We start from the raw sequence: 22686 nt of genomic DNA, 5'->3' as shown, positions 1-22686 counted from the left end.
CCCTAAGTATACGACTGAGACTACCTAAGTATACGACTGAGATACCCTCAACATAAGACCCGGATTGTATTGGCAGTAAAACTGATTTGGCGGACGGAAAGAATCACCGACTTTTTGTCCTGATAAATCAAAAACCGGAATCTTCGGCTATCTCTCCAGGATGAATCATGCAAATAACCACTTAGGGGTGTGATAGTATAGACTGTTATTTTCGTATCAAAAAAAACAAAAAGGAATACCGGCCGTAACCGATATTCCTTTCGTAGCTCCGAGGGGAATCGAACCCCTATCTAAAGTTTAGGAAACTTCTATTCTATCCGTTGAACTACAGAGCCTTTTTGCATACATTCTGCATATAGCAATAGAATGCGGGTACAAAGATAATGTATTCTGCTGATTTTCCGAAAAAAGTTTTGTTAATCCGATTAACTTTACGAAATTTGTCCGTCAACAAAATAACAATGTAACTTTTCTAATATAATATATAGTAATTCGTAAGTTATGGCAAACGACATGATGGTCAAAGAACTGGAGCAGGTGGTAGTCCGCTTCTCCGGAGACTCCGGCGACGGTATGCAGCTCGCCGGCAACATCTTTTCAACAGTTTCGGCTACGGTAGGTAATGACATCAGCACATTCCCTGACTATCCGGCAGACATCCGCGCCCCGCAAGGCTCGCTGACAGGTGTATCCGGTTTTCAAGTACATATCGGTGCGAACAAAGTCTATACCCCCGGTGACAAATGCGATGTACTGGTAGCAATGAATGCCGCTGCATTGAAAACCCAATATAAGTTTGCCAAATCTACCGCATGTATCATCATCGATACGGATGCATTCCAAAAGTCGGATTTGGAAAAAGCGGCTTTCAAGACAGATGATCCCATCGAGGAAATGGGAATCAAACAAGATGTCATTGCCGCTCCTATCTCCAAAATGGTGAAAGACTGCCTTGCCGACACAGGTATGGACAACAAATCCATGCTGAAGTGCCGTAATATGTTTGCAGTGGGACTGGTATGCTGGCTCTTCAACCGCGACCTGACAATAGCCGAAGACTTCATCCGTGAGAAATTCGCCAAGAAGCCCGAAATTGCGGAAGCCAATATCAAGGTTATCCGCGCCGGATACGACTACGGACATAATACCCACGCATCCGTTGCCCACACTTACAAGATAGAAAGTAAGGTAAAGACCCCCGGACGCTATATGGACATTACGGGTAACAAAGCCACAGCCTACGGTTTCATCGCCGCTGCCGAGAAGGCCGGCTTGAAGCTGTATTTGGGTTCTTACCCCATCACTCCCGCCACCGATGTGCTGCACGAACTCTCCAAACACAAGTCACTCGGCGTTATGACCGTACAGTGCGAAGACGAGATTTCCGGTTGCGCCTCTGCTGTCGGAGCATCCTTTGCCGGAGCATTGGCGGTTACTTCCACTTCCGGACCGGGTATCTGTCTGAAATCGGAAGCCATGAACTTGGCTGTTATCATGGAGTTACCGTTGGTAGTACTCGACGTACAGCGTGGCGGTCCTGCAACAGGTCTGCCCACCAAGTCCGAACAAACCGACCTGCTGCAAGTACTCTTCGGACGCAACGGCGAAAGCCCCATGCCTGTACTTGCCGCCACCTCACCGACAGATTGCTTTGAATGTGCCTATATGGCATCCAAAATAGCTTTGGAGCACATGACTCCCGTCGTATTGCTTACAGACGCTTTCGTTGCCAACGGATCGGCGGCATGGAAACTGCCCAAGCTTGCCGACTACCCCGTTATCGTTCCGCCTTATGTACGTCCCGAAATGCAGGGTTCATGGACACCCTACCAACGTGACGAAAAGACCGGCAGCCGCTATTGGGCCATCCCCGGAACAGAGGGCTTCACTCATATCCTCGGCGGACTGGAAAAGGACAACAAGACAGGCGCCATCTCCACCGACCCGGAAAACCACGACTTAATGACCCGCCTGCGTGCCGAGAAGATTGCCAAAATCGAAATACCCGACGTAGAAATAGAAGGCGATAAGAACGATGCCGACCTGTTGATTGTCGGTTTCGGCGGTACTTACGGCCACTTGCACGCTGCGATGGACGAACTTCGTGCAACCGGAAAGAAGGTAGCTCTCGCTCACTTCAAGTTCATCAACCCGCTGCCCAAGAATACGGCGGAGGTGATGAAACGTTACAAGAAAGTAGTGGTGGCAGAACAGAACATGGGACAGTTTGCCGGATACCTGCGTATGAAAGTAGACGGATTCGTTCCCTATCAGTTCAACCAAGTGAAAGGCCAGCCCTTCTTGGTAAACGAGTTAGTACAAGCATTTGAGGAGATTATCAAAAACTAAAAACGAAAAGAACTATGTGCGAATATACAGCAAAAGACTTCAAGAAAGGGCAACCCCGCTGGTGTCCGGGTTGCGGTGACCACTTTTTCCTCGCATCTCTGCATAAGGCTATGGCCGAAATCGGCGTACCGCCTCATCAGACAGCGGTAATTTCAGGTATCGGTTGCTCCAGCCGTCTGCCCCACTATATGAATACGTATGGTATGAACACCATCCACGGACGCGCCGCAGCCATCGCCACCGGTTGTAAGGTAACCAATCCGGAACTCGCCGTATGGCAAGTGAGCGGAGACGGTGACGGACTTGCCATCGGTGGTAACCACTTCATCCATGCCAACCGTCGTAACATCAACCTGAACATGATTCTGCTGAACAACCGCATCTACGGTTTGACGAAAGGGCAATACTCCCCGACGTCTCCCCGCGGCTTCGTCAGCAAGTCATCCCCTTACGGTACGGTAGAAGACCCGTTCCAACCGGCAGAACTCTGCTTCGGTGCACGCGGTCACTTCTTTGCACGTGCCGTAGCCACGGATGCAGCCGGAACAATAGAGGTTCTGAAAGCCGCCTACAACCATAAAGGCACAAGTGTCTGCGAAATTCTCCAAAACTGCGTTATCTTCAATAACGGTACGCACGACTCAGTTGCCAAAAAAGAAGACCGTGCCAAGAACGCCATCTATCTGGAACACGGCAAGCCCATGCTCTTCGGCGAGAACAACGAATACGGACTGATGCAGGAAGGTTTCGGACTGAAAGTGGTGAAACTCGGTGAAAACGGTATTACGGAAAAGGACATCCTTATTCACGACGCTCATTGCGAGGACAACACCCTGCAACTGAAACTCGCCCTGATGGAAGGTCCCGACTTCCCGATCGCCCTCGGTGTAATCCGCGATGTGGAAGCCCCGACTTATGACGATGCCGTACACGCGCAAATCGAAGAAGTATCCGCCAAGAAGAAATACCACAACTTCGAAGAGCTGCTTATGACAAATGATACCTGGGAAGTGAAATAACCTTTCACCGAACAAAAAATCTGTTTAGACTTACTCCCCTTCACCCGCCACATCCCTTTATTCAAGAAGGATAGCGGGTGAAGGGGATTTTTTCGCTCTATTTGAATTTAAAGGCCCGGCAATATCACCGCTCTAAAGGCACAGACTGAATATCGATATACTTCATTTCAAATGTAGCGAGCAAGCACCGCAACTGTGGAATTGCAACACACCACTGTGGATTTTTTCCACAACATTCCACACCACGCACACATATATTACAAGTATTTATAAAAAATAAAGAACTGAATATCATATATATAAACTATCATCCACATCCTGCCTACCATTTTTGGCATACTGATTGCCCCATAATATCTGCAAAAATTCCAACGGATTTAATTATACAAGGCAATAATCATTGTAGAAATATGAAGTTTATTAAGAAAGAATGGGGCGAGGCTTCTTATAGGAAGTTGCATCTTCAAAAGGGATTAGGTATTATGGGTATGGTATTGGCGTTCCTTTTCGCAGAAAATATCTATGCGCAAGACTCCCAGACAATTAAAGGTATGGTAAGAGATGTGACAGGCGAACCGCTTATCGGAGCCAGCGTCATAGAAAAAGGCACTAACAACGGTGTTATTACAGATGTGGACGGAAACTTCACCTTGAAAGTTCCCGCCGATGCAACACTCTCCATTGCCTATATGGGCTATGCCACCCGTGAAATCAAATTGGCAAGACGCAAGAAACAAGGCGATTTACGAGTGACACTGAGAGAGGACTCGCAACAACTGAAAGAAGTGGTCGTTACAGCTATGGGTATCAAAAAAGATACCAAACGGTTGGGCTACGCCGTCAGCACTATCGAATCGGACGAAATAGTAAAGGCGGGAGCGACCAATTTTGCATCTGCCATGTACGGCAAAGCGCCGGGCATCCGCATCACGCAGACACAGGGCGGTTCGGCCGGTGCGGTATCTATCAACGTACGCGGACTGACCTCCATCACAGGAAACAACCAACCGCTTATTATTCTGGACGGCGTGCCCATCCGTAACGGCGGAACAGGTAAAAGCACCGACTTTGCCGAGTTCGGCAACGACGGACAGATACGCTCCAACGGTCTGGTGGATATCAATCCGGAAGATATTGAAAGTATAAGCGTGCTGAAAGGCGCTTCGGCTACGGCGCTTTATGGTTCGGAAGCCGCAAACGGCGCAGTGGTTATCACCAGCAAGCGTGCTAAAAGCGGCAAACTGACGGTGGATTTCACAGCGCAGGTTACCGCCAACCTGCCCGCCTATCTGCCGAAAGTACAGACACTGTACGGCCCGGGACGCTACAACACCGACTATAGCGATTACGAAAAACAGACAGGAGGTTTCTACCAACGCACCATGAACGGTGAAAATTACAAAAGCTTGTATAACACCACCATGTCCTTCGGCCCGAAATACGACGGAAGCGACGTACTGTACTGGGACGGCAAGGTTCGTCCTTACCTGCCGGCTACGGACAATCCGTGGAAAGAGTTGTTCCGCACGGGATGGAACCAGACGTACAACCTCGCCATTTCACAAGGAACGGAAACAAGCAGCAACCGTTTCTCCTATACCTTTATGGACGAAATACCGAATTCGCTGACAGGCAGCTTCACGAAGCACAACTTCAAACTGACGGGGTCCTACAAACTGGCCAAGCCCTTGACACTGGAATACTCGCTGAACTACATCATACAGGATGTGAAAGACCGCCCTCAAACCTCTTTGAACCTGTACGGCAGCTTCGGCAATATGTTCTCGTCTTTCATGGATATTCCTTATCTGAAGCAGAGTTATGTCACCAGCCTGGGCTATCGCAACACATATGCCATAGGCGGTGACGCCACACTCACTCCGGATGAGTCATGGGTATACGACCCCGGATATCTGAGCGGCGTATCGAATATGCTTTGGAATATGTATCATCACCACAGCGAGGAAACGGAAAACCGTCTCATCGGTATGATACGTCCCACCTGGCAGATAACCAATTGGTTGAGCCTTCGCGCACAACTCTCTACGGACATAACGGATACCAAGCAGACCTTGGAATATGAAACGGAGCGTCCCAACTCTTTATACGACCCCAGCGGCAGTTTCCAAAATATCAACCGCCGCTACGACATCGTGTACGGTGATGTAATGCTGAACTTCAACTACAACATCCGCCGCTTCGACATCGCCGCCACATTGGGTTGGACGGGGCGTTACGAAAACATGAACAACATGCGTGTTTCCACCAACGGCGGTCTGGTTACGGAAAACTGGTTCGACCTTAATGCCAGCCGCTACACCGCCAGCAGCACATTGCAGCGCATGGAACTGTTGAAAACAGGATATATGGGTACGCTAAGCCTGGGTTGGGACAACTACCTGTTCCTCGAACTGACGGGACGGCAGGAACGTTCGTCCACCCTGAAAGACCAAAGCTTCTTCTATCCATCCGCCAACCTCAGCTTCCTGTTCTCAAACGCTTTCCGCATGCCGGCATGGTGGAATCACGGTAAACTCCGTCTCTCATACGGTATCGTAGGTAATGCGCCGGAGACGTATGCCGCCAACATCATCTACGAGCAAGGTTCGGACAATGGCTTCACATGGAACTATGTGCCTTCTTCATGGGGTAACGCCAACATCCGCCCCGAAAAAAAGTATGAGTACGAAATAGGACTCGAAAGCAAGTTCTTCAACAACCGTCTGGGTTTCGACGTATCGTACTACAACAACCGTGTGAAAGACCAGATACTTTCCACTCCCCAACCGTCTTCTTCGGGCGTGAAGTACGTACTGATGAATGTGGGAGAAGTAGCCAATGAGGGCTGGGACATCTCCGTTAGCGCCACTCCGATACTGACCAAAGATTTCCGCTGGGACCTGACAGCCAACTACGGTATCTACCGCAATAAGGTCGTAAAACTCGCCGAAGGCGTGCCGTACCTCGAAATATCCAATATAGGCGGTGGCGGAGCCAAGATACAGGCCGTAGAGGGACGTCCGATGGGCGACATCTACGTGCAAGTGCCGCAGGTGAACGAGAACGGCGATTATCTGGTATCGGACAAAGGCCTTTACCTGAACCAGGCAGACCTGCAAAGAGTGGGTAATATCAATCCCGACGGTGTAGGCGGCTTGTTCAGTTCATTCTCCTACAAAAACATATTCCTGGATTTCAGCATCGACTTCCGCATAGGCGGCGATGTCATCAACGAGATGTACCAGTACTCCACTGCATCGGGTCTGACACCGGAATCGCTGCAATACCGCGATACGGAACATGGCGGTTTATCCTACTACTATCCGGGTAACAACAATGCCAGCGGCGTACCTGTACAGATAGACCCTTCATTGGGTGCAGGCCCTAACGGAGAGGTTATTTACCACGACGGTGTTATTCTGCCGGGCGTAGTGGCTTCTACCGGCGAGAAGAACACCCGCATCATCCCTGCCGGATACTACTACAACCAGACATACAACTGGGGTACTCAACCCGAGCAATATACGTACCGTCACTCGGTATTCGACAATACATACGTAAAGCTGCGCGAATTGACCATCGGCTACCAATTCCCGGAGAAACTGATCTCCAAACTGGGCATGACACGACTGAGTGTCTCGGTATTCGGCCGTAACCTGTTCTACTTCTACAAAGCGCTGAAGAATTACGATGCAGAATCTTCCGTAGGGACATCCTGGGCAAGCCAGGCGGTAGTGGGCGGTTCCACTACGGCAACACGTAATTTCGGCATCTCGTTACGGGCAAGTTTTTAGGAAATAGAGAAATGAATATTAAGAATTGAGAGTTAATGACAATGGGTATGAAAAGAATAAATATAGGAGCGTTCATTCTATCGGGAGCTATGCTGCTGGCTACTTCCGGTTGTACGGATGCTGACTTCGACAGCAAATATGAAGATCCTTCCAAGGTCAATCAAGTCACTATCAGCAATCTGATGGTGGGAGTTTTCCAGAAAGTGAAAGATTATGATGTCTATGAGTACGGACGGTTCTTCGGTTTCGACTCGCAGTTCGTAGGCAAGTATGCGCAGACATTCGGTTACAGTAACTCCGGCGGCATGTACAGTCCCGGATATACCCCCGCCATAGACGGGCAATGGGATAATCTGTACTCGGCACTGATGCAATACCGCAAGATGGAATCGCTGTACAATGAAGAGAATGACAACCAGAAAGCACAGGACGAAGCCTTTATGCTGGCAGGCAAAGTGCAACTGTACGACTTTTTTGCCGCAACGGTGGATATTTTCGGAGATATGCCTTTCTCCAAAGCGTGCACCCTGCCGCTGACTAATGATGTAAACGGCTCTTACGCTCCTTATGACAAAGCGGAAGATATTTATAAAACGATACTTGACGAGCTGAAAGAAATAGCCCCGCGTTTCCGTTCGGTAACTACACCGAAGAATTTCAGCACTCAGGACTTCATCAACCTGGGAGATATGAAAAAATGGGAACGCTATGCAAACTCCCTGCGCCTGCGCCTTGCCATGCGCGTAGCGGCACAGGGGGCTTTGCAGGCGGAAGGACGCGCAGCCATCAAAGAGATATTGGAGAATCCCGCCGACTATCCGTTGGTAGAAGAACAGGAAAACAATATCTTCATCATCAACCAAAAGTCCGGACAACTGAACTTCACCGCCGGCAGCGGATTGGGTGACTGGGTTACAAACCGCCTTGCTTCGGGCGCCATCATAGACCGCATGCTCGGTCACGGCAACTATGACATGACCGGCAGTGATCCGCTAAGCGGCGTTTACATCAAAGGCGAAGACGACCCCCGCATCCTGCTGAACTACAACCCCGTCACCATCACCAACCGTGAAACCGGAGAAGTGGACGAGCACCGCTATCTCGGCACAGACCTCACTGTGGCAGACGAACTGACGGAGTATTACAATTCTCAAGCGCAGGATGAAGTGAATACCGCCAACAAAGGCTTCTCACAGATTACCCAAAGGGGATTTTTCTGGGAAAACGATAAATTCGATATGCTGATAATGGCCTCACCCGAAATACACTTTCTGAAAGCGGAAGCTTATGCCATGGGGTATGGCGTGGCACAGGATATGGCAAAAGCGGAAGAAGAATTCAAGATGGCCGTCAGCCAATCCATCGCACTGTATTACTATTACGACTCAATAGGTTCCGGAGAAAATTGCCGCCGTTACGACGCTCCTACCGATGAAGAGATTGCGGACTTTGCCGACGCCAAATGGAACGACACGGCGTATACGGACAAATTAGACGCCATCATAACGCAGAAATGGCTGCACTTCGGGTTCCTTGTCAGCCGCGAAGCGTGGAGCGATATTCGCCGTACAGGCTATCCTTCGGGGCTGGTATTCCCGGAAGTTTCGGGTACTATCCCCAATGTGCCGAACCGCTGGAGATACCCAAGTACGGAAGTGAATTATAATCCGTACTATAAAGATATAGCGGCCAAGGATACCTATACGGAGAAACTGTTCTGGGCTAAATAAGGCGATACGGATTACAGCTTATCTCCGAAAGCCAGGTCTCCGGCATCACCCAATCCCGGAACGATATAAGAGTGTTCGTTCATATCCGGATCGATAGCGCCGCACCACAAAGAAACTTCATCCCCCGGGAATAGTCTTTGCAAATGGTCTACCCCCTGTTGGCTGGCAATCACACAGGCAATCTGCAATTTAGCGGGTGTGCCTTTGGTAAGGAAAGCCTTCCATGCAAGCTCCATGCTTTCTCCCGTAGCAAGCATCGGGTCAACCAGTAACAGCGTCTTGCCGGAAAGGTCGGGAGTGGCGATATACTCGATATGCACATCCACCGTACGGCACTCCTTATCCTTATAATAGCGGTAGGCCGAAACGAAAGCATTGCCCGCGCGGTCGAACACGTTCAAGAAGCCGGTATGCAAAGGAAGCCCCGCACGGAAGACGGTGGCAATTACCACATCATCATCGAAAGTGCTGACAGGAGCTATCCCCAGCGGCGTTTGCACTTGCTTTTCGGAGTAGGTAAGTTCCTTACTCATTTCATACGCCATGATTTCACCGATGCGTTCGATGTTCCGGCGGAAACGCATGCGGTCGGACTGCACCTGCACGTCGCGTATTTCCGCCACGTATTGATTCAAGACCGAGTTAGTCTCGGCAAAGTTGATAACTTTCATTAGTGTATTATCAGATTAATATGTATTGGTTATTCCGTATATTGATAGAATATAAATGCAAAGTAAACGATTTCCACTCAATTTGCAACATTCAGTTTGCAGATATTGTTACGGTTTTATAAAAGATTTCCTATTACAGAAAAATTTCTCTAATTGGATGTTTCTTTTAAAATAAAGTATTACTTTTGTAGTCGCAAAAACAAGGGTCTTACTGAAAAGTGCGGTTTTTCATAGATTCGCCCCCTTGCAATAAGGCTAAAAAGTACGAAAAGAGATTATAAACCAAATACCAATTTTAAAAATCTTAAAAGAAATGGCAAATTTAGATTTAAGCAAGTACGGTATCAAAGACGTGAAGGAAATCATCCACAACCCGTCTTATGATGTATTGTTCGCTGAAGAGACCAAACCGGGTCTGGAAGGCTTCGAAAAAGGTCAAGTAACTGAACTGGGTGCTGTGAACGTAATGACCGGTATCTATACCGGACGTTCTCCTAAAGATAAATTCTTTGTAATGAACGAAGCCAGCAAGGATTCTGTATGGTGGACTTCCGAAGAATACAAAAACGACAACAAGCCTTGCTCCGAAGAAGCATGGGCCGACCTGAAAGCTAAAGCTGTTAAGCAGTTGAGCGGCAAGCGTCTGTTCGTTGTCGATACTTTCTGTGGCGCTAACGAAGCTACCCGCATGAAAGTGCGTTTCATCATGGAAGTAGCTTGGCAGGCTCACTTCGTAACTAACATGTTCATCCGTCCGACAGCTGAAGAGCTCGCTAACTACGGAGAACCCGATTTCGTATCATTCAACGCTTCCAAAGCAAAAGTTGACAACTACAAGGAACTGGGTCTGAACTCTGAAACAGCTACTGTATTCAACCTGAAGACTAACGAACAAGTTATCCTGAATACTTGGTACGGCGGTGAAATGAAGAAGGGTATGTTCTCTATCATGAACTACAAGAACCCGCTTCGCGGCATCGCTTCCATGCACTGCTCCGCCAACACCAACATGGAAGGTACCGATTCTGCTATCTTCTTCGGTCTGTCCGGTACAGGTAAGACTACTTTGTCCACCGACCCGAAACGTCTGTTGATTGGTGACGACGAACACGGATGGGATGACGAAGGTGTATTCAACTACGAAGGCGGTTGCTACGCTAAAGTTATCAACCTTGACAAAGAAAGCGAACCCGATATCTACAACGCTATCAAACGTGACGCTCTGTTGGAGAACGTAACTGTTGACGCTAACGGCAAGATTGACTTCGCTGATAAGAGCACAACCGAGAACACTCGTGTTTCTTATCCTATCTATCATATCAACAACATCGTGAAGCCGGTATCCAAAGGTCCTCACGCTCATCAGGTAATCTTCCTGTCAGCTGACGCCTTCGGTGTATTGCCTCCGGTATCTATCCTGAACCCGGAACAGGCTCAGTACTACTTCCTCTCCGGTTTCACTGCTAAGTTGGCCGGTACGGAACGCGGTATCACTGAACCGACTCCAACATTCTCTGCTTGCTTCGGTGCCGCTTTCTTGAGCTTGCATCCTACTAAATACGCAGAAGAGCTGGTTAAGAAGATGAATAAGGTAGGCGCTAAAGCTTACTTGGTTAACACCGGTTGGAACGGTAGTGGCAAGCGTATCTCCATCAAAGATACTCGCGGTATCATCGACGCTATCCTCGACGGCTCTATCGACAAGGCTCCGACAAAGATTATTCCTTACTTCGACTTCGTTGTTCCGACAGAATTGCCGGGTGTTGATCCGAAGATTCTCGATCCTCGCGACACTTACGAATGTGCTTGCAAGTGGGAAGAAAAAGCAAAAGACTTGGCCGGACGTTTCATCAAGAACTTCGCTAAGTTCACTGGTAACGAAGCCGGTAAAGCTTTGGTTGCTGCTGGTCCGAAACTCTAATAGAATAGGATTACATATTTTTAAGGCGGCTTCCGTTTTCGGGAGCCGCTTTTTTTGTTAGATTTGCGAAGAAGCGAATTACTAATATAGCACAGAATATGAAGAGTTTAAAGTTAATGCTGTTAGGCGCAGGCCTATTGATGCTGTCCGGTTGCGGGCCGCAGGTACAAAGAGAGAGTGAAAGCACGGTTACGGAGAAAAGCGATTCGGAAGCGGTAATCGAAACGATTATGTCGCGCCGCAGCATCCGTAAGTACAAACCGGAAGCGGTGAACCGGGATACGATGAAAGTTATTTTGGATTGCGGCATCAACGCCCCCAACGGCCAGAACAAACAGTCTTGGGCGGTACGCGTGGTGGACAACCCGGAATTCCTGAACGGAGTTAGCGAAATCTTCAAACAGAAGAACCCGAAAGCGGCTGAAGACCCCGACTTCAAGAATATGTTCCGCAATGCGCCTACGGTGGTATTCATCGGAAACGACACTTCGTACGACTGCTCACAAATAGACTGCGGCCTGCTGGGTGAAAACATGGTATTGGCTGCCTGGTCTATGGGAATAGGTTCCTGCTGTCTGGCAAGCCCCACGCGCTTTATGGCCGATACGCCCGAAGCCGCCGAGTACCTTAAAAGGCTGGAACTTCCCGAAGGTTACAAATTGCTTTATTGCATCGCTTTCGGCTATCCGGACGAAGCGCCTGCCGCCAAGCCGAGAGATGCGGCTAAAGTGAAATACATAGACTGACCGTACGATAAAAGAGGAAGCTCGTAGGATAACGGATTATCCTATGACGAAAAAAGGAGCGCTCCACCTTGCAGTGAAGCGCTCCTTTCTATATACAACAACTAAAATAATCAGTTCTTATTCGCGCGTTTACGCTCTGTCTCGTCTAGGATAACCTTACGCATACGCATAGACTTGGGAGTAACTTCCACGTACTCGTCTTCCTTGATGTATTCCAACGCTTCTTCCAAAGAGAACTGTACCGGCGGAATCAGACGCGCCTTTTCATCAGAACCCGAAGCACGCATATTGGTCAGCTTCTTGGATTTAGTTACGTTCACCACAAGGTCGTTGTCGTGGGAGTGCTCACCTACAACCTGTCCGGCATACACTTCTTCCTGCGGGAAAATAAAGAACTTACCCCGGTCCTGCAACTTGTCGATGGCATAAGCGAAAGCGGTACCCGACTCCATGGCGATGATAGAACCATTGGTACGGCGTTCGATTTCACCCTTGTAAGGCTGGTATTCTCTAAAGCGGTGCGCCATGATGGCCTCGCCTGCGGAAGCTGTCAACACATTGGTACGCAGACCGATGATACCGCGTGACGGCATATTGAACTCGAGATTCACACGTTCACCGGCGCTTTCCATTTTCACCATCTCACCCTTACGGCGGGTTACCATATCGATAATCTTGCTGGCATATTCTTCGGGAACGTTGACTGTGAGTTCCTCGATAGGCTCATTCTTCACGCCGTCTATTTCCTTGAAGATTACCTGCGGCTGTCCTACCTGCAATTCGTATCCCTCGCGACGCATCGTCTCAATCAATACGGAGAGGTGAAGCACGCCACGGCCGGAAACCACCCATTTTCCATCTTCCTCGCTCTTACGCACACGGAGCGCGAGGTTCTTATCCAATTCCTTCATCAGGCGGTCGTGGATATGGCGGGAAGTAACGAACTTGCCTTCCTTACCGAAGAACGGAGAGTCGTTGATAGTGAACAACATGCTCATGGTCGGCTCGTCAATGGCGATAGGCGGCAATGCTTCGGGATTTTCGTAATCACAAATCGTATCTCCGATTTCAAATCCTTCGATACCTACCAATGCGCAGATGTCGCCGGAAGAAACTTCCGCAACTTTCACACGGCCCATACCTTCAAAAGTATGCAGTTCTTTAATCTTCGATTTGACGATTGAACCGTCACGCTTAGCCAAAGACACATTCATGCCTTCTCTTAAAGTACCGCGATGTACACGGCCTACGGCAATACGACCGGTATAAGAAGAGTAATCCAATGAAGTAACGAGCATTTGCGGCGTACCTTCCAACTGCGTAGGAGCCGGGATGTTTTCCAGAATACAGTCCAGCAACGGATAGATATTGTCCGTCGGCTGTTGCCAGTCTGTGCTCATCCAGTTGTTTTTTGCGGAGCCGTAGATAACGGGGAAGTCCAGTTGGTCTTCCGTAGCTTCCAGACTGAACATCAAATCAAATACCATCTCATAGACTTCTTCGGGACGGCAGTTGGGCTTGTCCACCTTGTTGACAACGACGATAGGCTTCAAACCTATCTGCAAAGCTTTCTGCAGTACAAAACGGGTCTGCGGCATCGGACCTTCAAAAGCGTCCACCAGCAAGATACATCCGTCGGCCATATTCAATACACGTTCCACCTCGCCACCGAAGTCGCTGTGTCCCGGAGTATCGATAATATTAATCTTCGTGTCTTTATAGCTGATGGAAACGTTCTTTGAAAGGATTGTTATCCCTCGTTCACGTTCCAAATCATTGTTATCCAACATTAATTCACCTGTGCTCTGGTTACTGCGGAAGAGATTTCCTGCCAGAAGCATCTTATCGACAAGCGTCGTTTTCCCATGGTCGACATGGGCAATAATTGCAATGTTTCTAATATTTTGCATATAATACCTATTATTTGCGTGCAAAGGTACGAATTTTACAGTATATACCTCACAGGGAAAAGATTTTTTTGCTGGAAATCATTGCAATATAAAAGATAATCCCTATCTTTGCGCCCTCGAAAGAGAAAAGAATTATCAACTTTTTAATTAAACACTATGTATTTAGACGCTGCTAAAAAGCAAGAAATCTTCGGCAAATACGGAAAGTCTAACTCTGATACGGGATCAGCTGAATCTCAGATAGCATTGTTTTCATACCGTATTGCTCGTCTGACTGAGCACATGAAGCTCAACAGAAAAGATTATAGTACAGAAAGAGCCTTGACAATGTTGGTAGGTAAGCGCCGTGCGCTGTTGAACTACCTGAAAGACCGCGACATCAACAGATATCGTGCTATTGTTCAGGAACTCGGCTTGCGTAAGTAATTTACTTGCGGTAAACTTATTAAAGCGGTGGTACTTTCATTGGAGAGTACCACCGCTTTACTTTCATATCATATCCTTGTTCCCCGCTCCCCCATAAACAGGAGAGCGCAGGAAAATGTTACAGTTGTATCTTATAGAGTACGTGCTCTTTCAGCAGATGCCCGTCGGGTACGGCAGGATGCAGAAAATTCTTTTCAAATTCCATTCCTATCTTCCGCATCACCCTTTGCGAACGCTTATTGGGCAACGAAGTGAAAGCCCGAACCGTAGAAAACGGAAGATTCTCTTCGGCATAAGCCAGACATGCCTTCGCCGCTTCAGTGGCATAGCCCTGTCCCCAATATTCCCGCCTCAATCGCCACAGTATCTCAATGCCCGGAGCGAAATCCACATCAAACGCAAAGTTATGGAAGCCCGTAAAACCGACAAAAGCCCCATCCGACTTCCGCTCGACGGCATATCCCCCATACCCGCACCGGAGGAACTCATTTCTGACAGTATCAAAAAGGCTGCGGGACTCTTCCTCTGACAAAGGATGCAGAAAGAATTCCATGACAGACGGATTCCTGTTCATCTCCGCAAAAGGAACGAAGTCTTCTTCTTTCCAACCGCGCAATAGCAAACGGGGAGTTTCAATATATACCATACTTAATAATCTTTATTCTCGCACAAAAATATTGAATCTGTTTTACTTCTCAAAAACATTATCTTTATCTTTGTCGATATCGAAAACCGGGCAATGATGAAAACAGCTAAACTTATCCTATTATGTTTGTCGGGGATGCTTGCCATGCAACCCGCAACAGCACAGAGCCGGAGCGAAAAGAAAGCGCAAACCGAACGCAGCGTCAGGGAAGCGCTAAACGCCGGTCAGTACAAAATCAAGGTAGACTATATGCAACCCATGAGAGGTCGCAGCCGGGCCCTGACATCCGACTACTCCATAGAAATCAGGAATGACTCCGTCTTTTCCTACCTGCCCTATTTCGGAGTAGCCTACAATGTACCTTACGGCGGTGGGAAAGGACTGATTTTTAACGCCCCGCTTACCGGATACAAAAAAGAAAGCCTCAAAAAAGGAAAGACCCGGATCGACTTCAAGACCGGCAATGAAGAGGATAAGTATGAGTACAGCCTGACTATCTATTCCGACGGTTCCGCCAACATACATATCCAACCGATGAACAAACAAGCCATCTCATACTCCGGAGAGCTGGATGTAAAAGAGTAAGAAACCCCAATCAAGGCTCCTGCAATCATAAAATACACGCCTTCAAATATCATTTCTTCTTTGAGAAAGATTGATTTGTTTTAAATTTTGTTTATTTTTGCGCCCGGTCAATATTATATAAATCTGAAATTCAGACGGGAAGTGCTTTCACTGACATAAGGAGAACAACAGTTCCAACACTTCCCCTTTTATAAATCGCTATTAGGGAACTGGAGCAAAAAACAAACGGCCTGTGCTATTCAATTCTTTTGAGTTTCTAATATTCCTGCCAATAGTATTCCTGCTCTATTGGTTTGTTTTCAAGCCGCTGCGTTGGCAAAACCTCTTTATAGTGGCGGTAAGCTACATCTTCTACGGCTGGTGGGACTGGCGTTTCCTCATTCTGATTGCGTTTACCACGCTCTGCAGTTTTGCCAGCGGCATAGTTTTGGAGAGACTGGAAGGGCAGCGAACCAAACAAAAATGGGTCAGCGCAGCGAATATCACCCTCAACCTGCTAATTCTCTGCATCTTCAAGTACTTCAACTTCTTCGGAGAGAACCTGGCCGAACTGTTCCAACTCTTCGGCGTAGGAGCGGACTGGGTGACGATAGATATATTGCTGCCGGTGGGCATCAGCTTTTACACCTTCCAAGCGCTCAGCTATACCATCGATGTGTACCAACATAAAATAAAGCCCACGCACGACATAGTCGCTTTCTTCGCTTTCATCAGTTTCTTCCCGCAGCTCGTAGCCGGCCCTATCGAACGGGCTACCAATCTTCTGCCGCAGTTCCTTGTACCGCGCGGCTTCAGTTACGACAAGGCGGTAGACGGCATGAGACAGATTTTATGGGGACTGTTCAAGAAAATGGTGGTGGCCGATAACTGCGCCGCCGCCGTCAATCTGATCTTCGATGAATATCAGACGCTCGGCGGGACGCATCTGTTTTTGGGAGCGCTCTTCTTCACATTCCAGATATACGGCGATTTCTCCGGTTATTCGGACATTGCCATCGGTACGGCACGCCTGTTCGGCGTCAACCTGATGCGCAACTTCAACTTCCCCTACTTCTCAAGGGATATAGCCGAATTCTGGCGGCGCTGGCACATATCGCTCACAACCTGGTTCCGCGATTATATTTACATTCCTCTGGGCGGAAGCCGATGCGGCAAATGGAAAGCGATGCGCAACACACTGATTATATTCCTGGTTAGCGGCTTTTGGCACGGAGCCAACTGGACTTTCATCTGCTGGGGAGCTTTTCACGCTTTGCTGTTCCTGCCTTTGTTCATCATGGGCAAGAATCGCAAGAACAAAGACGTGGTAGCCCAAGGCCGCCTGTTTCCTGATATAAAAGAGGTATGCCAAATGTTTATCACCTTCCTGCTGGTTGTTATCGGATGGATTATCTTCCGCGCGGAGAACATTCACCAGGCATGGGATTATATAATGCGCATGGTGACCCGGTTTGATTTCGTACTTCCCGCGCATGGCAAAGACCCGCTTATCTATATCGCGATATTATTGGTGGTAGAGTGGCTCCAACGCGAGAAACAGTTCGGCCTGCAAATAGAGGAAAAAGGCATTTTCCGTTATCAGGCAGTCCGTTGGACGCTCTACTATGTTCTGTTTATAACGACTCTCCTGCTGGCCGGTCAGCAGGAAGAGTTCATTTATTTCCAATTCTGAGGATATGAAGAAATTCCTAACATACATCTGCCTGTTCTCGTCACTCCTGCTCGTATTGGGTATCGGCTTCGAGGTTATGCTCCGCCGTATTCCCAACTCTTATAAGTTCAAGCAGGAAATCATAGAGAAGAACAGTGATAAAGTCAAGAACCTGATTATAGGCAGCTCGGTAACCAATTGCAGCATCAACCCGGCATACCTTGCCGACAGTACATACAACATTTCACTCTCCGGGCAATGGTTGCGCTACAATCGGATATTGCTGGAGAGATACATCGGACAACTGCCCCATCTGCAAAACGTCATCTGGGGAATATCCTATCAGACACTGTGGATTGACGACTGCATCAGCCAGGACAAGATAAGCATAGCCAACCATAAAATCTATATGGGTATCGAGACAGACAAAGACCCGCTTTACAACATCGAGTTGATTGCCACAGGCTCCATCTCCTTCAGAAAATGGTCGAAGTACTACCTTCTCCATAAAAAAACCATGGCATGCGATTCTTTGGGCTTAGACCACGGATTCGATTCGACCGAGAGAAGCCATGCCTGGCTGCAAGACATTCCCCGATTGATAAAAGGGCACTCCGCGTCCCAAGAGCCCGCGGCGGAGCAGACATTCAGAGATAATATCCGGCGGCTGAATGACGTCGCCGGATTGTGCCGGAGCAAAGGCATCAATCTGTACCTCGTCATTCCGCCGGTACACAAGCTATATTACGAGCTCACCTATCCGGCGCAAGTCGCGCAAATGCATACCGCATTGGAGGAGATAGCCGCCAAATGGGACAACGTCCGCCTATACAGTTATTTCAACGACAACCGCTTCGGCGACGACGATTTCCACAGCGGCAACCACCTGTCCGCCGATATCGGCGCCATAAAGTTTACGCAGATACTGCAACATGACATTTGGAACAACGATAGCGTACAAACGAAATCTCCCGTACACTCGCAAAGACCATAAACAAACTTTTCGTCACAGAATGTTGCACCAAGTAAAAGAATATCTTATTTTTGCAGCTTACAGCTATTAATCATAACCTTTTAGACTGAAAATACTATCAAATTATGGATACAAGTAAGATTGTAGGAGAAAAGATTAAGTCACTCCGCGAAAGCCAGTCCATCAGTATGGAAGAGTTGGCGCAACGTTCGGGGCTCGCCATCGAACAAATCGAACGCATTGAAAACAATATCGACCTGCCTTCATTGGCGCCGCTTATCAAAATAGCCCGTGTACTGGGCGTACGCCTCGGCACGTTCCTCGACGACCAGGACGAAAACGGCCCTGTGGTATGCCGCAAGTCGGAAGCGAAGGACAGCATCAGTTTCTCCAACAATGCCATCCACTCGCGCAAGCACATGGAGTACCATTCCCTTTCCAAGTCCAAGGCCGACCGCCACATGGAGCCGTTCATCATCGACGTAGCCCCTACGGACGACAGCGACTTCGTACTCTCATCACACGAAGGCGAAGAATTCATCATGGTCATGGAAGGAACCATGGAAATCAGCTACGGCAAGAACACCTACCTTCTCGAAGAAGGAGACAGCATCTACTACGATTCCATCGTACCGCACCATGTACATGCCTACGAAGGACAGGCAGCCAAAATACTGGCAGTAATTTATACACCGATTTAAACAGTTGAAAGTTGAAAGTTAAGAGTTGAAGGTTACTATGCGGCATGACGGCGAAACCTAACTTCAGACTCATAACTCTCAACTTTCAACTCTCAACTTTCAATTCTACTATGTTATACGAAAGAACGCTTGGCCAATGGCTGGAGCATTGGGCCACAAATACACCTGACAAAGAATATATTGTTTACTCCGACCGTAATTTACGCTTCACATGGAGCCAGTTCAACCGCAGGGTGGACGACATGGCAAAAGGACTTATCGCTATCGGCGTGGAACGGGGAACGCACGTCGGCATCTGGGCGGCAAACGTACCCGACTGGTTGACGCTGCTGTATGCCTGCGCCAAGATAGGCGCCGTCTACGTAACGGTAAATACCAACTACAAGCAGGCAGAGCTGGAATATCTGTGCGAGAACTCGGATATGCACACGCTCTGTATCGTCAACGGCGAAAAAGACAGCGACTTCGTGCAGATGACCTACACCATGCTGCCGGAACTGAAGAACTGCCAGCGCGGACATCTGAAAAGCGAGCGTTTTCCTTATATGAAGAATGTCATCTACGTAGGGCAGGAAAAACACAGAGGAATGTACAACACTTCCGAGATTCTGCTCTTAGGCAATAACGTGGAAGATACCCGTCTGGATGAGCTCAAAAGCCAGGTAAGCTGCCACGATGTGGTAAACATGCAATACACTTCGGGCACAACCGGATTCCCGAAAGGGGTAATGCTTACCCACTACAACATCGCCAACAACGGTTTCCTCACCGGTGAGCACATGAAGTTTACCTCCGATGACAAGCTCTGTTGTTGCGTGCCCCTGTTCCACTGCTTCGGCGTGGTGCTCGCCACGATGAACTGCCTCACTCACGGCTGTACGCAAGTCATGGTAGAGCGCTTCAACCCGCTCGTGGTGCTTGCGTCCGTCCACAAAGAGCGATGTACCGCACTCTACGGCGTACCCACGATGTTCATCGCCGAGCTGCATCATCCGATGTTCGACCTGTTTGATATGTCCAGTCTGCGTACGGGCATCATGGCCGGCTCTCTCTGCCCCGTCGAACTGATGAAGCAGGTAGAGGAAAAGATGTACATGAAAGTAACCAGCGTTTACGGCCTGACGGAAGCCGCTCCCGGCATGACCGCCACACGAATCGACGACTCGTTCGACGTGCGTTGCAACACCGTAGGACGCGACTTTGAGCATACCGAAGTGAAAGTTATCGACCCGGAAACCGGCGAGGAATGTCCGGTAGGCGTGCAAGGCGAAATGTGCAACCGCGGTTACAACACCATGAAAGGTTACTATAAGAATCCGCAAGCCACAGCCGAGGTCATCGACAAGAACGGTTTCCTGCACTCCGGAGACTTGGGCGTAAAAGACGAGGATGGCAACTACCGTATCACCGGACGTATCAAAGATATGATTATCCGCGGCGGCGAGAACATCTACCCGCGTGAAATCGAGGAGTTCCTCTATCAATTGGAAGGTGTCAAAGATGTACAAGTGGCCGGTATCCCTTCCAAGAAGTACGGCGAAGCGGTCGGCGCGTTCATCATCCAGCACGAAGGAGCCGACTTGCACGAATCGGATGTACGCGACTTCTGCATCGGCAAGATTTCCCGCTACAAGATTCCCAAATATATTTTCTTTGTAAAAGAGTTCCCGATGACAGGAAGCGGCAAGATACAGAAATTCAAACTGAAAGACGTAGGGCTGCAACTTTGCAAGGAGCAAGGAATAGAAATTATTTAAGCAGTTAGGAGTAAACTAAGTAAAGAAGTAAATAACCAACTAAATAAGTAAGTAAATAAGTAAATATTGAAATTTAGTTTATATCAGTAACGGTGCCATAGAGTAACTTAAGGCTGAAAGCCTTCTTATCGTATAGCCCGGGGTAACACCCCGGGAATAAATGTTCCCGGAGCTCTGCGCCCTGTAAGGGCAAAACATTTGCAGATTCATCTTTTGCCCTTTCAGGGCGCAATGTTATTCATATTCGCATTCCCGGGGTGTTACCCCGGGCTATAAGATAAAAGCCTTTCAGGCGTAAAGATAAGAGGTTTTCAGGCGTAAAGATGGAAAGGGCACTGTCCATAATTTTGTGTAAATGTAAACGGGATTCAGTATGAGTTGGCACTATAAAATATTTTGTGTAAATGTAAACTACGGAACTCATTCTGAATCCCGTAGTTTACATTTACACAAAATATTTTATAGTGCCATGAAAAGGCTTTCGGCCTTACTTCCAACCTTAGGTTACTCTATGGCACCGTTACTGCTATAAACTAAATTTCAGCACTTATTCAACCAACCACTCATTCCGCTTTCTCGGGGTAGTTCATATTGCCTTCCGTCATTTGTTCCAGCACTTCATGCAGATATTTGGCAGACTCCCATTTTGCCATCGGCAAGTCGTGGAGCAGATAATTGCCGCAATCCTGCGGAGCTGCGCCGGGTACTTCGCCCTCATATTCGGCGACAAAGCGGAAAGTGTCCTGCATCAGCTTCACGATGTCCTGCGGCTGCAAGTCGCCTTTCATCAGCAGATAGTTACCGGTAAGGCAGCCCATAGGCCCCCAATAAATAATCTTGTCCTGCCATTGCGGTTCATTACGCAGGTAGGTGGCAGCCAGATGCTCGATAGTGTGCAGAGCGCCTTGTCCCAAAGCCGGTTCGCGGTTGGGCTCCTTCATACGGATATCAAAAGTAGTGATAACTTCTCCGTTCACTTCATCCTTGCGTGATACGTAAATGCCGCGCAGCAAACGGATGTGATCGATGGTAAAGCTGGGAATCTTCTTCATAAGTTATAAGTTGTGAGTTATGAGTTATAATTTGTCGGGCAGGGTGGAAAGGAAAGTCCATGTCGTAAGGAAGGAACGTTCCGCCATCGTACCCCAGAAATCGGCATATTGCGAAGAATGGTCTTCCACGCCCGGCGTATCGCTGACGATACGGAAGCTAAGGAAAGGAATGCCGTACAGATAGCAGGTCTGCGCAATGGCAGCGGATTCCATATCGACAGCCAGTCCCGCCGGGAAACGGTGTTTGATGACATCCAGTTCGGTACGGTCCGTTATGAAGCGGTCGCCGGTGCAAACCAGCCCGCCGTGAATACGGCTTTCCAATCCGGTATTGTTCAGAGACAAGGCATGCTCCAACAACGGGACGCAACCTTTGTACACCGCGGGAAATCCCTGCACCTGACCGTATTCGTTACCCTCGCCGCACCACACGTCATGGTACGCCAGCGATTCGCTCACCACCACATCCGTCACCTTGAGACAGGCATCGATGCCACCCGCCACACCGGTACTGACAACGCAATCCGGAGCAAAACGGCGTATCAGCTCCGCGGCTCCCACCGCCGCGCTTACTTTGCCGATGCCGCACTGCGTAAGTACCAAACGGTTACCGCCGAGCATGCCCTCCGCATAGCGGAAATTGCCGTCGCCCGTCACTTTCTTCTCCTGCAAACGCTCCGCCAACTGGCGGTGTTCGCTATCCATTGCGCTGATAACACCTATCGTCATGCCTGCTGATTTATGATTTCAGATTT

At 48.6% G+C, this 22686-nt stretch carries 17 protein-coding genes and 1 tRNA gene; 12 read left to right on the top strand and 6 right to left on the bottom strand.

The window, feature by feature from the left end:
• Positions 1 to 263: 263 nt before the first annotated feature.
• Positions 264 to 335 (bottom strand) — tRNA-Arg (locus BUB52_RS10800).
• Positions 336 to 501: 166 nt separating this feature from the next.
• Here BUB52_RS10800 and BUB52_RS10795 point away from each other — a divergent pair.
• The 4 genes from BUB52_RS10795 (at position 502) to BUB52_RS10780 (ending at position 8892) form a co-directional block, all read left to right on the top strand.
• Entirely contained in the window at positions 502 to 2349 is a 1848-nt protein-coding gene (locus BUB52_RS10795) for a 2-oxoacid:acceptor oxidoreductase subunit alpha (RefSeq protein WP_009122166.1), read from the top strand.
• A 14-nt stretch (positions 2350 to 2363) separates the two neighbouring features.
• Positions 2364 to 3368: a 2-oxoacid:ferredoxin oxidoreductase subunit beta gene (locus BUB52_RS10790; protein WP_009122165.1), complete on the top strand. Its 1005-nt coding sequence runs from the start codon at positions 2364 to 2366 to the stop codon at positions 3366 to 3368.
• Positions 3369 to 3778: 410 nt separating this feature from the next.
• On the top strand, positions 3779 to 7162 hold the full coding sequence (locus tag BUB52_RS10785) for a SusC/RagA family TonB-linked outer membrane protein (RefSeq protein WP_009122163.1): 3384 nt from the start codon (positions 3779 to 3781) through the stop codon (positions 7160 to 7162).
• A 35-nt stretch (positions 7163 to 7197) separates the two neighbouring features.
• Positions 7198 to 8892 carry a SusD/RagB family nutrient-binding outer membrane lipoprotein gene (locus BUB52_RS10780; protein ID WP_009122162.1) on the top strand — a complete coding sequence of 565 codons (1695 nt, stop codon included), beginning with the start codon at positions 7198 to 7200 and terminating at the stop codon, positions 8890 to 8892.
• Between the two features lie 11 nt (positions 8893 to 8903).
• Here BUB52_RS10780 and upp read toward each other — a convergent pair whose 3' ends face one another.
• A complete protein-coding gene (gene upp / locus BUB52_RS10775; protein ID WP_009122161.1) occupies positions 8904 to 9563 on the bottom strand; it encodes a uracil phosphoribosyltransferase in 660 nt (219 codons plus the stop codon).
• A 313-nt stretch (positions 9564 to 9876) separates the two neighbouring features.
• Here upp and pckA point away from each other — a divergent pair, with 313 nt between their 5' ends.
• Together pckA and BUB52_RS10765 are read left to right on the top strand one after the other, a co-directional pair.
• Positions 9877 to 11484: a phosphoenolpyruvate carboxykinase (ATP) gene (pckA, locus tag BUB52_RS10770; RefSeq protein WP_009122159.1), complete on the top strand. Its 1608-nt coding sequence runs from the start codon at positions 9877 to 9879 to the stop codon at positions 11482 to 11484.
• Between the two features lie 98 nt (positions 11485 to 11582).
• Positions 11583 to 12230 carry a nitroreductase family protein gene (locus BUB52_RS10765; RefSeq protein WP_009122158.1) on the top strand — a complete coding sequence of 216 codons (648 nt, stop codon included), beginning with the start codon at positions 11583 to 11585 and terminating at the stop codon, positions 12228 to 12230.
• Positions 12231 to 12340: 110 nt separating this feature from the next.
• Here BUB52_RS10765 and typA read toward each other — a convergent pair whose 3' ends face one another.
• Positions 12341 to 14140: a translational GTPase TypA gene (gene typA / locus BUB52_RS10760; RefSeq protein ID WP_009122157.1), complete on the bottom strand. Its 1800-nt coding sequence runs from the start codon at positions 14138 to 14140 to the stop codon at positions 12341 to 12343.
• Positions 14141 to 14296: 156 nt separating this feature from the next.
• Here typA and rpsO point away from each other — a divergent pair, with 156 nt between their 5' ends.
• On the top strand, positions 14297 to 14566 hold the full coding sequence (rpsO, locus tag BUB52_RS10755; RefSeq protein WP_009122156.1) for a 30S ribosomal protein S15: 270 nt from the start codon (positions 14297 to 14299) through the stop codon (positions 14564 to 14566).
• A gap of 118 nt (positions 14567 to 14684) precedes the next feature.
• Here the strand turns inward: rpsO and BUB52_RS10750 are convergent, their stop codons facing one another.
• Positions 14685 to 15212, bottom strand: coding sequence for a GNAT family N-acetyltransferase (locus tag BUB52_RS10750; RefSeq protein ID WP_009122155.1), 528 nt, complete (start codon positions 15210 to 15212; stop codon positions 14685 to 14687).
• Between the two features lie 96 nt (positions 15213 to 15308).
• On the opposite strand from BUB52_RS10750, the gene BUB52_RS10745 reads away from it, so the two are divergent.
• The 5 genes from BUB52_RS10745 to BUB52_RS10725 all read left to right on the top strand — a co-directional run bounded on the left by BUB52_RS10745 (position 15309) and on the right by BUB52_RS10725 (position 20879).
• The gene (locus BUB52_RS10745) at positions 15309 to 15797 is read left to right on the top strand and encodes a DUF4251 domain-containing protein (protein WP_039950858.1); all 489 of its coding nucleotides are present in this window, start codon (positions 15309 to 15311) and stop codon (positions 15795 to 15797) included.
• 232 nt (positions 15798 to 16029) lie between these two features.
• Positions 16030 to 17469, top strand: coding sequence for an MBOAT family O-acyltransferase (locus BUB52_RS10740; protein ID WP_009122153.1), 1440 nt, complete (start codon positions 16030 to 16032; stop codon positions 17467 to 17469).
• Between the two features lie 4 nt (positions 17470 to 17473).
• On the top strand, positions 17474 to 18442 hold the full coding sequence (locus tag BUB52_RS10735) for a hypothetical protein (protein ID WP_009122152.1): 969 nt from the start codon (positions 17474 to 17476) through the stop codon (positions 18440 to 18442).
• A 104-nt stretch (positions 18443 to 18546) separates the two neighbouring features.
• A complete protein-coding gene (locus BUB52_RS10730; protein WP_004291603.1) occupies positions 18547 to 19122 on the top strand; it encodes a helix-turn-helix domain-containing protein in 576 nt (191 codons plus the stop codon).
• A gap of 110 nt (positions 19123 to 19232) precedes the next feature.
• Positions 19233 to 20879 (top strand): AMP-binding protein, encoded by a 1647-nt coding sequence (locus tag BUB52_RS10725; RefSeq protein ID WP_039950785.1) that lies wholly within the window; start codon positions 19233 to 19235, stop codon positions 20877 to 20879.
• A 563-nt stretch (positions 20880 to 21442) separates the two neighbouring features.
• Here the strand turns inward: BUB52_RS10725 and BUB52_RS10720 are convergent.
• Positions 21443 to 21931, bottom strand: coding sequence for an S-ribosylhomocysteine lyase (locus tag BUB52_RS10720; RefSeq protein WP_009122150.1), 489 nt, complete (start codon positions 21929 to 21931; stop codon positions 21443 to 21445).
• 24 nt (positions 21932 to 21955) lie between these two features.
• Positions 21956 to 22660: a 5'-methylthioadenosine/adenosylhomocysteine nucleosidase gene (locus BUB52_RS10715; protein WP_009122149.1), complete on the bottom strand. Its 705-nt coding sequence runs from the start codon at positions 22658 to 22660 to the stop codon at positions 21956 to 21958.
• Positions 22661 to 22686 lie beyond the last annotated feature (26 nt).

It is taken from the genome of Bacteroides clarus YIT 12056 (genome assembly GCF_900129655.1).
Classification (GTDB): Bacteria; Bacteroidota; Bacteroidia; order Bacteroidales; family Bacteroidaceae; genus Bacteroides; species Bacteroides clarus.
Note: the sequence above shows the minus strand (reverse complement) of the source record. Positions and strands in the feature narration are given on the sequence as shown.

Excerpts from the sequence above, each read along its gene's own strand:
- BUB52_RS10790 (WP_009122165.1), top strand. The coding sequence starts at position 2,364 with ATGTGCGAATATACAGCAAAAGACTTCAAGAAAGGGCAACCCCGCTGG.
- BUB52_RS10730 (WP_004291603.1), top strand. The coding sequence starts at position 18,547 with ATGGATACAAGTAAGATTGTAGGAGAAAAGATTAAGTCACTCCGCGAA.
- BUB52_RS10735 (WP_009122152.1), top strand. The coding sequence starts at position 17,474 with ATGAAGAAATTCCTAACATACATCTGCCTGTTCTCGTCACTCCTGCTC.
- BUB52_RS10780 (WP_009122162.1), top strand. The coding sequence starts at position 7,198 with ATGACAATGGGTATGAAAAGAATAAATATAGGAGCGTTCATTCTATCG.
- rpsO (WP_009122156.1), top strand. The coding sequence starts at position 14,297 with ATGTATTTAGACGCTGCTAAAAAGCAAGAAATCTTCGGCAAATACGGA.
- typA (WP_009122157.1), bottom strand. The coding sequence starts at position 14,140 with ATGCAAAATATTAGAAACATTGCAATTATTGCCCATGTCGACCATGGG.
- upp (WP_009122161.1), bottom strand. The coding sequence starts at position 9,563 with ATGAAAGTTATCAACTTTGCCGAGACTAACTCGGTCTTGAATCAATAC.
- BUB52_RS10725 (WP_039950785.1), top strand. The coding sequence starts at position 19,233 with ATGTTATACGAAAGAACGCTTGGCCAATGGCTGGAGCATTGGGCCACA.
- BUB52_RS10785 (WP_009122163.1), top strand. The coding sequence starts at position 3,779 with ATGAAGTTTATTAAGAAAGAATGGGGCGAGGCTTCTTATAGGAAGTTG.
- BUB52_RS10720 (WP_009122150.1), bottom strand. The coding sequence starts at position 21,931 with ATGAAGAAGATTCCCAGCTTTACCATCGATCACATCCGTTTGCTGCGC.
- BUB52_RS10795 (WP_009122166.1), top strand. The coding sequence starts at position 502 with ATGGCAAACGACATGATGGTCAAAGAACTGGAGCAGGTGGTAGTCCGC.
- BUB52_RS10750 (WP_009122155.1), bottom strand. The coding sequence starts at position 15,212 with ATGGTATATATTGAAACTCCCCGTTTGCTATTGCGCGGTTGGAAAGAA.
- BUB52_RS10715 (WP_009122149.1), bottom strand. The coding sequence starts at position 22,660 with ATGACGATAGGTGTTATCAGCGCAATGGATAGCGAACACCGCCAGTTG.
- pckA (WP_009122159.1), top strand. The coding sequence starts at position 9,877 with ATGGCAAATTTAGATTTAAGCAAGTACGGTATCAAAGACGTGAAGGAA.
- BUB52_RS10765 (WP_009122158.1), top strand. The coding sequence starts at position 11,583 with ATGAAGAGTTTAAAGTTAATGCTGTTAGGCGCAGGCCTATTGATGCTG.
- BUB52_RS10745 (WP_039950858.1), top strand. The coding sequence starts at position 15,309 with ATGAAAACAGCTAAACTTATCCTATTATGTTTGTCGGGGATGCTTGCC.